This window comes from Actinacidiphila glaucinigra, assembly GCF_035918135.1.
Lineage (GTDB): Bacteria > Actinomycetota > Actinomycetes > Streptomycetales > Streptomycetaceae > Actinacidiphila > Actinacidiphila glaucinigra.
The window spans coordinates 2,514,005-2,526,570 of the sequence record NZ_CP109144.1; the positions used below are offsets into that span (position 1 = coordinate 2,514,005).

Consider the following 12,566-nt stretch of genomic DNA (forward strand, 5'->3'; position numbering starts at 1 on the left):
TGACGGGCCGCCCTACCGAACCACGACCGGTCCGCGGCGACCGGCGAGAGGAGCCCTCCTCATGACTGCCCCCTCCCCCGTTCTGGACCGGATCCGGATCGGCTCCGCGCCCGACTCGTGGGGCGTCTGGTTCCCCGACGACCCGCAGCAGGTGCCCTGGCAGCGCTTCCTCGACGAGGTCTCCCAGTCGGGCTACGAGTGGATCGAGCTCGGCCCGTACGGCTACCTGCCGACCGACCCGGCCCGGCTCACCGAGGAGACCGCGCGCCGGGGCCTGAAGGTCTCCGCGGGCACCGTCTTCACCTCCCTGCACCGCGGCCCGTCGGTCTGGGACGCCACGTGGGAGCACGTCGGCCAGGTCGCGGCGCTCGCCCAGGCGATGGACGCCCGGCACCTGGTGGTCATCCCGTCCTTCTGGCGCGACGACAAGACCGCCGAGATCATCGAGCCGCGCGAGCTCACCGCAGAGCAGTGGGGACACCTCGCCACCGGCATGGAGCGGCTGGGCCGCCAGGTCCGCGACACCTACGGCCTGGACATCGTGGTCCACCCGCACGCCGACACGCACATCGACACCGAGGAGCACGTCGAGCGCTTCCTCGACGCCACCGACCCCGGCCTGGTCAGCCTCTGCCTGGACACCGGCCACTACGCCTACTGCGGCGGCGACAGCGTCAAGCTCATCGAGACCTACGGGGAGCGGATCGGCTACCTGCACCTGAAGCAGGTCGACCCGGAGATCCTCGCCGACGTCGTCAAGAACGGGGTCCCCTTCGGCCCGGCCGTGCAGCGCGGCGTCATGTGCGAGCCGCCGGGCGGGGTGCCCGCCCTGGAACCGGTGCTGGCCGCCGCCCAGGGCCTGGGCGTCGACCTGTTCGCCATCGTCGAGCAGGACATGTACCCCTGCGAGCCGGAGCGGCCGCTGCCCATCGCGCAGCGCACCCGGAAGTTCCTGCGCTCCTGCGGTGCCTGACGCACCGCCCACGAAAGGGAAGACACGCATCATGACGCAGCACGGACCGCTCGGGGTCGCCGTCATCGGGACCGGCAAGATGGGCGCCGACCACGTACGCCGCATCAACGACGTCGTGAGCGGCGCCCGGGTGACCGCCGTCGTCGACGTCGACGCCGAACGCGTGAAGGCGGTCGCCGACGGCATCGAGGGCTGCACGGCCTACACCGACCCCGCGTCGGCCATGGCCGCGGCCGACGTGGACGCCGTCCTGATCGCCTCTCCCGGCCCCGCCCACGAGGCGGCGCTGCTCACCGCCTTCGAGCACGACCTGCCGGTGCTGTGCGAGAAGCCGCTCACACCGGACGCGGCCTCCGCGCTGCGTGTGATGGAGGCCGAACAGCGGCTGGGGCACCGGCGGGTGCAGGTCGGCTTCATGCGGCGCTACGACGCGGAGTACAGCAAGCTCAAGGCCCTGCTGGACGGCGGTGAACTGGGCCGGACACTGATGCTGCACAACCGGCACCGCAACGCGAGCATCCCGCCCGGCTTCACCAACGCCAACCTCGTCAACGACTCGCTCGTGCACGAGATGGACGTGACCCGCTGGCTGCTCGGCCAGGAGATCACCGCCGTCACCGTGCTGCGCCCGCGCCCCTCGGCGAACGCGCCCGAGGGCCTGGACGACCCGCAGTTCGTGGTCTTCGAGACCGACGGCGGCGCGGTCGTCGACGTCGAGGTCTACCTCAACTGCGGTTTCGGCTACCAGGTGCAGGCCGAGGCCGTCTGCGAACGCGGCAGCGCCCGCATCGGCGACGCGCACGACCTGCTCGTCAACACCGCGGGCCGCTGGGGCGGCACGATCGCCCAGGACTTCGTGGAACGCTTCGCCGACGCCTACGACCGCGAGGTCCAGGCCTGGGTCGACGCGACCCGGCGCGGCGAGGTCACCGGCCCCAGTGTCTGGGACGGCTACGCCGCCGCGGCGGTCTGCGAGGCCGGCGTCCGCTCGCAGGGCGAGGGCGGGCGCGTCGAGGTCGAACTGGTCGACCGTCCGGCGTTCTACCGCTGAGGGACGCGCGTCGCCGGCCACCCCCGATCCGGCGCGGGTGGGGCGGTTACTCCCTGGCCGCCCCGCCCGCGCCTCCACCGCACCCGTGAGAAAGGCACCCCTGTACATGCGCGTTGTCCTCTTCGGCGTCGGGCGCCTCGGTTCCTTCCACGCGGCCACCCTCCACGCCCACCCCGATGTCTCCGAACTGGTCCTCGCGGACGCCGACGCCGCGCGGGCCGCCGGGGCCGCCGCGCGGCTCGGCACCGGGGCCCGGGCGGCGGCCTCGGTCGACGCGGCGTTCGCGGGCGGCGCGGACGCGGTCGTCATCGCCTCGGCTACCGCCGCCCACGCCGGGCTGATCTCGCGCGCGGTGCGGGCCGGGCTCCCCGCGTACTGCGAGAAGCCGGTCGCCCTCGACCTGGAGTCGACGGTCACCGCGCTGCGTGAGGTCGAGGAGGCCGGCACCGTCCTCCAGATGGGCTTCCAGCGCCGCTTCGACCCCGGCTACCGCGCCGCCCGCGAGGCCGTCCGGACCGGCCGGCTCGGACGGCTGCACACCGTACGGGCGCTGACCTCCGACATGGCGCCCCCGCCGCCGGAGTTCGTGCCGCTGTCCGGCGGGCTCTACCGGGACTGCCTGATCCACGACTTCGACGCGGTGCGGTGGGTGACCGGCCGTGAGGTCGTCGAGGTGTACGCCACGGGTGCCAACGGCGGGGCGGACTTCTTCCGCGCGGCGGGCGACGTGGACACCGCGGCGGCACTCCTCACCCTCGACGACGGCACCCTCGCGACCGCCACCTCCACCCGCTACAACGGCGCGGGGTACGACATCCGCATGGAACTCGCCGGATCGCTGGACCAGATCGCGGTCGGCGTCGGTCCCCGTACGCCGGTCACGTCCGTGGAACCGGGCGCGGCGCCGGGCGTACCCGACCCGTGGACCGGGTTCGTGGACCGCTTCGGGGACGCGTACCGGGCGGAGATCGACGCCTTCCTGCAGGTGGTGACGGGCCGGTCGGAGAACCCCTGCGACGGGCGCGAGGCGCTCGACGCGCTGCTCGTGGCGGAGGCGTGCGAGGTCTCGCGCAGCGAGCGGCGGCCGGTCACGATCGCCGAGACGGCCGAGGTCGCCAAGCGCGCCGCCAAGCGCGTGGGATGACCCCGCGGGGCGCCGCGGGCACGTCACCCCCGCGGTCCGCCCCGGGTGGCGTGATCATCTGCGCCGGTGCTTCCTGGGATGAGTCGGTCCCGGCTGTCCACGAGGGAAGAACCTTTCATGGCGATGAAGGCCCAGGCGCTGCGCACGCCTCGAGCGGCGGGACTGGTGGGGATCGCGTTCGCGGTGCTGATCGGCGCCGCCATCGTCCTGGTCCGGGCCTCCATCCCCAGCGGTGAGGGCGCGCTGACCGGCTCGCCGCTCAGCCTGTCCTCGCGCAGCGGCGTGCAGACGGCGCTGGCCCTCATCCCCTTCGCCGGCATCTTCTTCCTGTGGTTCATCGGCGCGGTGCGCGCGCACGTCGGCCCGGGCGAGGACAAGTTCCTCTCGACGGTGTTCCTCGGCAGCGGCCTGGTGTTCGTCGCGACCCTCTTCGGCGCCGCCGCCGCGGCCGGCAGCCTGCTGGCCACCACGGAGATCGCCTCGCCCGGTACCCCACGGGCCGAGCTGTCGTACTTCGGGCAGCACTTCACCTACAGCCTGCTGACGACGTACTCGATGCGCATGGCGGCGGTGTTCGTGCTGTCGGCCTCGACCGTCGCGATGCGGCTGGGGTCGTTCCCGCGCTGGCTGGTGCTGCTGGGGTACCTCGTGGGCGTCACCTTGCTGTTCGTGGTGCCGAACGTGCCGCTGGCCGAGCTGGTCTTCCCCCTCTGGGCGCTGGTCGTCAGCCTCCACATCGTGGTGGCGAGCTTCCGTTCCCGGCCTACGGGGCTGCCGGACGCTTGAGCGCCGGCGGTCGGGAGGTCGTGCGGCGCAGCAGCAGCGTGACGAAGCCGAACCTGCCGCGGTAGCCGTGCAGCCATTCGGCGCGGTGGACGGCGGCGGCTTCGAGGGCGGCACCGCTGTCCGGGTCGCCGGGGTGGTCCAGGGCCCACTCGGAGAGGGAGCCGGTCCAGGACCACTCGTAGTCGTCCCACTCGCGGACGGTGCTGACGTGGGCGAAAACCGGGGTCCAGCCGTCCGCGACGATCCGGTCCACGGTGCTCGCCAGGTCCTCGTACTCTCCCAGCATCTCGACGAGGCCCGGGGTCGGTTCGCGCTCCCAGAAGCCGTCGCCGACGAGGACGGTGCCTCCGGGGGCGAGGTGGGCGCGGGCCGCGGCCAGGGTCGGCAGGAGGCCGCCGAAGGCGTGCGCGGCGCCGACGCTGAGGACGACGTCGAAGGGGCGCTTCGTGGCAAAGTCGCCCGCGTCCTGTTCGTGGAGGGTCAGCCGGTCGCCGACGCCGAGCGCGGCGGCCTCGCGGGCCGCCTTCGCCAGAGCGCCGGTGTCCAGGTCGACGCCCTCCGCGGTGACGCCCGGGTGCCCGTCGAGGGCCCGCAGGAGCCAGGCGGCCTCCCCACAGCCGAGGTCGAGGATGCGTTCGTCGCCTCGGCGCAGCGCCCTGCCGAGGAGACGGCGCACCACCGCGTCGTCGAGCGGCGCGGCGATGGGGTGGTGGGTGTGCGCGATGCGTGAGACGCGGCGTCGGTCCATCGGCGCAGCTTCGCAGGACGGGCGGTTCACCGCATCCGGTTAATTCGGCTCGGGCGTGCAACGCGATCCGCGGCGGTGGCGGTTTCCCTCTTCGCAAGGCTGTTACGGGAGCGCGGCCGTCACGGCGTCAGGGCCGTCACGGCGATACGTCCGTCAGGGCCGCCACGGGGGAAAGGACGTCCGGCATGGACAGGAAGATCATCACAACGGCGGGCCGGTGCGGTCCACCGCTACGGGCCCCGCTCTCCGTGCAGCGCGGCGAACGCCTCGTGGACGCGGACCGGGTCGCGGTCCACACGAGGGCCGAGCCGGCCCAGCCCGTCGGCGCAGCCGGCGGTGTCGTCTGCGGTGTCGTCGCAGAGCGGCGGCCGCCGCTGAAAGATCATCCCCTCGGCCGCCGCCGCCGGGAAGACGACCGCGACGGTCACGGTGGTCTCCTGTGCTGCCTGCCCCGCGAGCCCGCCCTGGGGAGGGGCACGGCCGTGCTAGGCGCCGGGCGTGCCGGAGCCGGTGGGCGTGAAGCGCACGGGGAGCCGGCGCACACCGCGCATGAGCATGCCGGGCAGCCAGTCCAGCTTCACCGGATCGGCGTCGAGGGCGAGGTCGGGGCAGCGCTCCAGGAGGGCGCGGACGGCGACGCGTCCTTCGAGCCGGGCGAGCGGGGCGCCGAGGCAGAAGTGGAGGCCGTGCCCGAAGGCGACGTGGCCGCGGGTGTCCCGGCGGATGTCGAAGCGGTCCGCCTCGGGAAAGTGGCCCGGGTCGCGATCGGCGGCGGCCAGGGCGACGAGGACGGGTTCGCGGGCCGGGATGACGGTGCCGGCGACGTCGACCGGTTCCGTCGTGAAGCGGAAGGTGGCGGTCTCCACCGGGCCGTCGTAGCGGAGCATCTCCTCCACGGCCCCGTCGATGAGGCCCATGTCGGCCCGCAGGAGCGCCAGTTGGTCCGGATGGGTGAGCAGCGCGCGGACACCGTTGGAGATCAGGTTGACCGTGGTCTCGTGTCCGGCGATCAGCAGCAGGAAGGCCATGCCGCTGAGCTCGGAGCGCGAGAGCCGGTCGCCGTCCTCGGAGGTGGTGCGGATGAGCGCGCTCATCAGGTCGTCGCCGGGCGCGCAGCGCTTGTCCTCGATCAGCTCGTGGAGGTAGGCCGCGAGTTCCTCGAAGGCCCTGCGCTCGGTCTCCGGTCCGGTCGGTGCGACAACCTCGTTCGACCAGGCCCGGAAGGCCTCCCGGTCCAGGTCGGGAACCCCGAGCAGCTCGCAGATGACCGTGATGGGAAGCGGGTAGGCGAGCGCCTCGACGAGGTCGGCGGTGCCGTCCGGGCGGGCCAGCATCGCGTCGAGCAGCCCGGCGGTGATCTCCTCCACGCGCGGCGCCAGTCCCTCGACTCGGCGGCCGGTGAACTCCCGGGCCACCAGCTTGCGCAGCCGGGTGTGCTCGGGCGGGTCGGAGACGAGCATGTGGCGGCCGAGGAGTTCCTCGTCGTAGGACAGCCAGCCGAGTGCGCGGGAGTCCTTGGCGAACCGGGTGTCGGCGAGCGCGGCCCGGGCCTGGTCGTGGCCGACGATCAGCCACAGCTCCCCGACGTCGGCGGTGCGCACGCGATGCACGGGCCCCTTCTCGCGGAGCCTGGCGTAGAAGGGATAGGGATCGGCGGTGAACTCCTCGCCGTAGACCGTGAGATCGACCGTGTCCATGTGCCGCACGGTAACCCGGGGGCCCGCCGCGACACGTCACCCTGCGGGACGAGACACCCCGGACGGTCTCATCCGAAGGACTCAGCCGACCGTGGCGGCACGCCAGGTCTCCTCGTCCGCATCCAGGAGCGAGGCGACGACGGCGGGGGCCGGCAGTGGCCCGTGGTCGGCGGCGACGCGCAGGGCGGAGGCCGCGGTCAGATGGCCGAGCCGCAGGGCGCGCTCCACGGGCAGGTCCCGCAGCAGACCGCTGAGGAAGCCGGCGGCGAAGGCGTCCCCGGCGCCCACCGGTTCCGCCACCCGGACGGTGAGGGCGGGCACGGTGTGGGCGTCGGTCCCGGTGAAGGCCGTGGCGGCGCGGGACCCGTCCTTGACGACGAGAACGCCTGGACCGGGCAGCAGTTCGCGGACCGAGCGGGCGTCGGTGATCCCCTCGCCCCACAGGGCCTGGGCCTCGTCGAGACCCACGAGGACGATGTCGGCCCGGTCGGCGAGCTGCCGCAGGACGTCGGCGGCGGAGCGGCCGGTCCACAGCGCGGGGCGGTGGTTGACGTCGAAGCTGACGGGCCACGGGCGGTCGGGGCGCAGCGCCCGTTCGACGAGGGCGTGGCAGCCGGGCGACAGCGCGGGCGTGATACCGCTGAGGTGGACGAGCGCAGCCCCGGTCAGGGCCGGGTCGTCGAGCACGTCCGGGGTGAGCGCCGAGGCGGCGGACCCCGCGCGGTGGTAGTGGACGCGGGTGCCGTGCGCGCCCGGGTCCTTGAGCAGGAGCCCGGTGGGCCGGGCGGGGTCGGTGCGTACCCCGGCGACATCGACGCCGCCCGCGGCGATCCGCGCGCGGACCCGCCGGCCGAAGGGGTCGTCGCCGACCGCGGAGACCCATCGGGCGGGGATGCCGTGGTCGGCGAGGTAGAGCGCGACGTTGGACTCGGCGCCCGCGATGTCGACGCGCAGCAGGTCCGCGTCGTCCAGCGGCCCGAGCGGGTCGGGGGCGAGGGCGGCCATCGTCTCGCCGACGCAGACCACGGGTCCGGGTCGCAGCGTCCGGGGGGTGCTCATCGTGTCTTCCTAGGGGGTGTCGGCGCGGTCCACCGGGCGGTACGCGGCGGCCGGTGTGCCGGGCACGTCCACCCGGACGGCGAACACGGCGCCGTCGAGCGGTCCCGGGGCGGCCAGGCCGATGTGCGCGCTGGTGACGAGGAGGGTCCGGCCGTCGGGGCCGCCGAGGCACAGCCCGGCGGGCTGTCCGGCGGGCAGGTCGACGATCCGGTCGAGGCTGCCGTCGGGGCGGTAGCGGTGGGCCTGCCCGGTGCCCCAGACGGCGGTCCACAGCCCGCCCTCGCTGTCGGTGGTCATGCCGTCGGGGCTGCCGTCCGCGAGGGCGGCGAAGGTCTCGGGGGTGCCGAGGTCGCCGCTCGCGGGGTCGACCGGGTAGCGCCGGATGACGCCCCGGGCGCTGTCGGCGAGGTACATGGCGGTGCCGTCTGCGGTGAAGGCCGGGCCGTTGGGGATCGTGATGTCCCGCAGCACGCGGGTGACGCGGCCGTCGCGGTCCAGGCGGTAGAGCGAGCCGGCGTCCGCGGTGGTGTCGTACGCCATGCTGCCCGCCCAGAAGCGGCCGTGCGGGTCGGCGACGCCGTCGTTCATCCGCATCGGCACCGGGGCGTCGTCCTCGGGGCGGGCGATCCACTCGGCCCGGCCCGCGGGGTCGATGATGCAGATGCCGGTGCCCGCGGCCGCGATCCAGTGGCCGGGGCGGCCCTCGACCGGCGCCACCGCGCCCAGTGGGCAGGGGAGTTGTGCGACAAGCGTGTGCGGGGCGGCGGGGCCGTCGGCGGCGGCCAGCAGCCGGCCGCTGAGGATGTCGGTGAGCACGGCGCGGCCGTCCGTCCAGCGGATGCCCTCGCCGAGTTCGAGGCGGTCGGTCCCCAGGACCGCCGGGGGCACGGTCGCGGTCACGGGCGGGTCTCCGCGCGGACGACGTCCAGGAAGGAGCGGGCCCGTTCACGCAGGGCCGTGACGTCGCCGCCCTCGGCGGCGTCACCGATCAGGGGCGATCCGACGCCGACGGCGACGGCGCCGCCCCGCAGGTACTCCGCGGCGGCCCGCGCGTCCACGCCGCCCACGGGAACGAACGGCAGGTCGGGGAAGGGGCCTCGCAGATCCCGCAGATAGCCGGGGCCGCCGGCGCTGCCGGCCGGGAACAACTTGAGGGCGTCGGCGCCCAGGCGCAGCGCCTGGAGGATGTCGGTGGGGGTCATCACCCCGGCGAGGACCGGGAGTCCGAGGTCCCGCCCGGTGGCGATCCCGTCGCTGACCGCGGGGGTGACCAGGAAGGTGGCACCGGCCTTGTGGGCGGCCCGTGCGTCGTCCGCGCTGAGCACGGTTCCGGCCCCGAGGGTCGCGTCCGGGCCGAGCGCGGTCCGCGCCCGGGCGATGACGTCGAGCGCGTCACGTCCGCTGAGGGACACCTCGATGAGGGTGATCCCCTCCTCGACGAGGGTGAGCACGGTGGTCAGCGCGGCGTCCGGGTCGCTGCCGCGGACGATGGCGAGCAGCCGGCGGGCACGCAGCGCGGCGAGCAGGTCCATCCGACATCCCTTCTGGTGATGGGGGTTCAGGGGCGGCGGGTCGCGGTGACCGTAAGCCGCCAGGCGACCTCGCCGGAGGGCGGGACGACGACCGTGTCGCCGTCGTCCGCCCCGGCACGGTCGAAGACGCGGCCGAGCATCGGCTCGACGCCGATCGATCGGTACGGCGCGTCCTCGGGGAAGCCGCCGAGGTTGCGCCACAGGGCGACCGCGACGGGCACGCCGCCGGCCTCGACGGCCAGGTGCAGCGCGTCGGGGCCGTCGTGCACGGTCACCCCCGGGGTGAGGACGACCGCCCCGACGGCGCTCCCGTCGTCGGGTCCGAGCCGGTCGAGGGGGATGCCCTCGACGCGCGGCCAGGCACCGGTGACCCAGCCCGCGCCCTCGTCCGGGTAGAGCCGGGTCTCCGTGCCCGCGTCGACGCCGAGCCACGCGTCCGGGGAGAGTTCCAGCAGGGCGTGGGCGGCCCACACGAAGCGGTAGCCCGGCTCGGCGGTGAGCGTGTAGTCGGCGACGGCGGCCCCCGCCCGCGAGCTCAGGCGCCGGGTGAGCCGGAAGTCGGGGCAGTCCGCGACCTCCGCGTCCCCCTCCCGGCGCCAGGGCCGTGGCCATGCGTCCCCGTGGTCGGGCAGCCCGCGCACGGTGGGTACGCACTCCTCCAGACCGCCGGCGTCGGCGAAGGGGTCGCCGGGCCGGACCCGGGGGCGGCGGGGCTCGTCGCGGTGCCAGAGCCATTCACGGCCGCCCGCGGTCAGCGAGGTCCAGCGGCCGCCGTGGTCCGGGTCGGTGACCACGGAGACCGGGACCCGGTCGCCGGTCACCATTCGGCGAAGGAGCCGTCGGCGTGCCGCCACACCGGGTTGCGCCAGGCGTGGCCGGAACGGTCCGCGGCGCGAACCGCGTTCTCGTCGATCACGACGCCGAGCCCGGGCAGTTCGGTGCGACGCGCCTGGCCGTCGACGAACCGGAAGGGCTCGGTGTCGACCAGGTAGGACAGCAGGTCGGCGTCCTTGTTGTAGTGGATGCCCCGGCTCTGCTCCTGGATCAGGAAGTTCGGCGTGGCGAAGGCGACCTGCAGGCTCGCGGCCAGCGCGATCGGACCGAGCGGGCAGTGCGGCGCCAGGTGCGCGCCGAAGGTCTCGGCGAGCGAGGCGATCCGGGTGACCTCCGATATCCCGCCGGCGTGCGACAGGTCCGGCTGGGCCACGGCGATGCCCGCCGTCAGGGCCGGGAGGAAGTCGGCACGGCCGTAGAGCCGTTCACCTGTGGCGAGCGGCACGGACGAGGCGGCGACCAGGCCCGGCAGCAGGTGCGCCTGCTCGGGCAGGACGGGCTCCTCGACGAACAGCGGGTGCAGCGGGGCTATCTCGTGCAGCACGCGCCGCGCGTTGGCGGCGCTGAACCGTCCGTGGAAGTCGACCGCGACGTCCCGGTGCGGGCCGAGGGCCTCGCGGGCGGCCGCGACGCGCTGCACGACGGCGGCCGTCTCCGCCGGGCTGCCGAGCGGCGGGGTGCGCCCGGCGGCGTTCATCTTGACGGCCGTGAAGCCCGCCTCCACCTGGGCGTTGATCTCCTCCTTGAGCCGGTCCGGCTCGTCGCCGCCGACCCAGGCGTACACCCGGACCGAGTCGCGGACCGGGCCGCCGAGCAGGGTGTGCACCGGAACGCCGAGGGCGCGGCCGGCGATGTCCCACAGGGCCTGGTCGATGCCGGCCACCGCGCTGGAGAGCACGGGCCCGCCCCGGTAGAAGCCGCCCTTGCTGAGCACCTGCCAGTGGTCCTGGATCCGCAGCGGGTCCTGGCCCACGAGGTGTTCGGCGAGCACCTCCACGGCCGTCCGCACCACCTCGGCCCGGCCCTCGACCACCGGCTCGCCCCAGCCGACGACGCCGTCGTCGGTCTCGATGCGGCAGAACAGCCAGCGGGGCGGGACGAGGAAGGTCTCGACGCGCGCGATCTTCACTGTGCCTGGCCGTCCTTCTGCTCGGTGGAACCGTCCGCGCCCTCGGGCGCCTGCGGGCCGCTGACCTTGTCGAGATCGCGCGTCGCCTGGTCGAGCAGGGCGCGCATGGCGTGTTCCGCGGCGTCCGGGTCCCGGTCGCGCACGGCGTCGAGGACGGCCCGGTGGCTGGGCACCGGGTCCTCGCTGTGCGGGGCGCTGTGCACGAGCTGGTCGCGCTGGGCCAGGCCCGACTCGATGACCATCTCCATGCGTTCCAGCAGTTCGTTGTGGGTGGCCGCGAGCAGCGCCCGGTGGAAGGCGAGGTCGGCCTCCACGGCGTGGTTCGCGCCGCTCTCCTCGCCCATGGCGGTCAGTGCCGCCTCCAGCGCCTCCAGATCGGCGTCGGTGCGGCGGGCCGCGGCCAGCCGCACGGCGGCGGGTTCGATGATGCCGCGGACCTCGCCGAGGTTGCGCAGCAGCGCGGTGTCGGCGCCGGTGCCGTTGCTCTCGGAGAACTGCCAGCGCAGCACGTCGGCGTCGAGCAGGTTCCAGTCCGAGCGGGGCCGGACGAACGTGCCGCGCTTCTGCCGGGCGTCGACCATTCCCTTGGCCGCGAGCACCTTCAACGATTCACGCAGGGCCGTCAGGCTGACGTCCAGCTCGCTCTGCAGGGCCGCCATGTCGAGCGTCGCTCCCTCGGGGATCTCGCCGCTGAGCACCCGGCGGGCGAGGGTCTCCACGGTCTGGCCGTGCACTCCTCGGCGCGCGTATGGCGTCATGTGTTTGCCTTTCTTACTGTTCGGTCGGTGGCCGGTGCGTTCGGTTCCGTCAGGCCGAGGCCTTGGTGACGCTCCAGCCGCCGTCCACGAGCAGGCTCGATCCGGTGATGTAGGAGGCTTCGCCGGCGGCGAGGAAGGCGACGGCGGCGGCGACCTCCTCGGGAGTGCCGAAGCGGCGGGCCGCGGTCTCGGCGACGCTCGTCACGCGGTCGGCCTCCGGGACGCGGTCCCAGGCAGCGGTCAGGATCGGTCCCGGCAGCACCGCGTTGACGCGGACGTCCGGGCCGTACTCGACGGCGAGCTGACCGCACAGCGACAGCAGGGCGCCCTTGCTCGCCGCGTACGCCGGGTGGCCGGGGATGCCGCGGTGGGCGTGGACCGAGGAGACGAGCACCACCGCCCCCTGGTGTTCGCGCAGGTCGGGCAGCGTCGCCTTCACGCCCAGGAAGGCGCCGGTGAGGTTGACCGACAGCTGCCGCTCCCAGGAGGCGAGGCTGGTCTCGTGGGCCGGCGCGACCGCCACCGTGTACGCGTTGCTGACCAGGACACCGACGGGCCCGAAGGTGTGGGCCGCAGTGATCACCCGCGCCCAGTCGTCCTCGTTCGCGACGTCGGCGGCGACGAACAGGGCACGGGCCCCCTCCTTGCGCAGCAGTTCGGCGGTCTCCTCGCCGCGTTCGGCGGCGATGTCGACGAGGACGACGGCCGCGCCCTCCGCCGCGAGGCGTGCCGCGCTTGCCGCACCGATGCCCGACGCGGCGCCGGTGACGACGGCGACGCGGTTGGTGAAACGGGCCGCTGGGTTCATGGGGTGGGTCGTCTCCTGTTCGAGCGGGGGTGGGGGGAGGATTCTTC

At 74.3% G+C, this 12,566-nt stretch carries 14 protein-coding genes; 4 read left to right on the top strand and 10 right to left on the bottom strand.

Annotation, left to right across the window (positions count from 1 at the left end; all coding sequences use genetic code 11):
* The first annotated feature begins 61 nt into the window (after positions 1–61).
* The 4 genes from OIE69_RS11005 (at position 62) to OIE69_RS11020 (ending at position 3,954) form a co-directional block, all read left to right on the top strand.
* On the top strand, positions 62–973 hold the full coding sequence (locus OIE69_RS11005) for a sugar phosphate isomerase/epimerase family protein (protein ID WP_326571783.1): 912 nt from the start codon (positions 62–64) through the stop codon (positions 971–973).
* Positions 974–1,004: 31 nt separating this feature from the next.
* Complete coding sequence (locus tag OIE69_RS11010) at positions 1,005–2,024, top strand: Gfo/Idh/MocA family protein (RefSeq protein WP_326571784.1); 1,020 nt, start codon at positions 1,005–1,007, stop codon at positions 2,022–2,024.
* 106 nt (positions 2,025–2,130) lie between these two features.
* Positions 2,131–3,168 (top strand): Gfo/Idh/MocA family protein, encoded by a 1,038-nt coding sequence (locus OIE69_RS11015; protein ID WP_326571785.1) that lies wholly within the window; start codon positions 2,131–2,133, stop codon positions 3,166–3,168.
* 117 nt (positions 3,169–3,285) lie between these two features.
* Positions 3,286–3,954 (top strand): hypothetical protein, encoded by a 669-nt coding sequence (locus OIE69_RS11020; RefSeq protein ID WP_326571786.1) that lies wholly within the window; start codon positions 3,286–3,288, stop codon positions 3,952–3,954.
* Here OIE69_RS11020 and OIE69_RS11025 read toward each other — a convergent pair.
* The 10 genes from OIE69_RS11025 to OIE69_RS11070 all read right to left on the bottom strand — a co-directional run bounded on the left by OIE69_RS11025 (position 3,932) and on the right by OIE69_RS11070 (position 12,519).
* Positions 3,932–4,702, bottom strand: a complete 771-nt coding sequence (locus tag OIE69_RS11025) for an SAM-dependent methyltransferase (protein WP_326571787.1) — start codon at positions 4,700–4,702, stop codon at positions 3,932–3,934. The genes OIE69_RS11020 and OIE69_RS11025 overlap by 23 nt on opposite strands.
* A gap of 230 nt (positions 4,703–4,932) precedes the next feature.
* Positions 4,933–5,130 carry a hypothetical protein gene (locus OIE69_RS11030; protein WP_326571788.1) on the bottom strand — a complete coding sequence of 66 codons (198 nt, stop codon included), beginning with the start codon at positions 5,128–5,130 and terminating at the stop codon, positions 4,933–4,935.
* 57 nt (positions 5,131–5,187) lie between these two features.
* Entirely contained in the window at positions 5,188–6,399 is a 1,212-nt protein-coding gene (locus tag OIE69_RS11035; protein ID WP_326571789.1) for a cytochrome P450 family protein, read from the bottom strand.
* A gap of 81 nt (positions 6,400–6,480) precedes the next feature.
* Complete coding sequence (locus OIE69_RS11040; RefSeq protein ID WP_326571790.1) at positions 6,481–7,458, bottom strand: sugar kinase; 978 nt, start codon at positions 7,456–7,458, stop codon at positions 6,481–6,483.
* A 9-nt stretch (positions 7,459–7,467) separates the two neighbouring features.
* A complete protein-coding gene (locus tag OIE69_RS11045; protein WP_326571791.1) occupies positions 7,468–8,358 on the bottom strand; it encodes an SMP-30/gluconolactonase/LRE family protein in 891 nt (296 codons plus the stop codon).
* Positions 8,355–8,990, bottom strand: coding sequence for a bifunctional 4-hydroxy-2-oxoglutarate aldolase/2-dehydro-3-deoxy-phosphogluconate aldolase (locus OIE69_RS11050; protein WP_326571792.1), 636 nt, complete (start codon positions 8,988–8,990; stop codon positions 8,355–8,357). The genes OIE69_RS11045 and OIE69_RS11050 overlap by 4 nt, the downstream gene beginning before the upstream one ends.
* Before the next feature lie 26 nt (positions 8,991–9,016).
* The gene (locus tag OIE69_RS11055; RefSeq protein ID WP_326571793.1) at positions 9,017–9,814 is read right to left on the bottom strand and encodes a hypothetical protein; all 798 of its coding nucleotides are present in this window, start codon (positions 9,812–9,814) and stop codon (positions 9,017–9,019) included.
* On the bottom strand, positions 9,808–10,953 hold the full coding sequence (gene dgoD, locus OIE69_RS11060) for a galactonate dehydratase (protein ID WP_326571794.1): 1,146 nt from the start codon (positions 10,951–10,953) through the stop codon (positions 9,808–9,810). The genes OIE69_RS11055 and dgoD overlap by 7 nt, the downstream gene beginning before the upstream one ends.
* Positions 10,950–11,711 (bottom strand): FadR/GntR family transcriptional regulator, encoded by a 762-nt coding sequence (locus OIE69_RS11065; RefSeq protein ID WP_326571795.1) that lies wholly within the window; start codon positions 11,709–11,711, stop codon positions 10,950–10,952. The genes dgoD and OIE69_RS11065 overlap by 4 nt, the downstream gene beginning before the upstream one ends.
* Positions 11,712–11,760: 49 nt before the next feature.
* Complete coding sequence (locus OIE69_RS11070; RefSeq protein ID WP_326571796.1) at positions 11,761–12,519, bottom strand: SDR family NAD(P)-dependent oxidoreductase; 759 nt, start codon at positions 12,517–12,519, stop codon at positions 11,761–11,763.
* Positions 12,520–12,566: the final 47 nt, after the last annotated feature.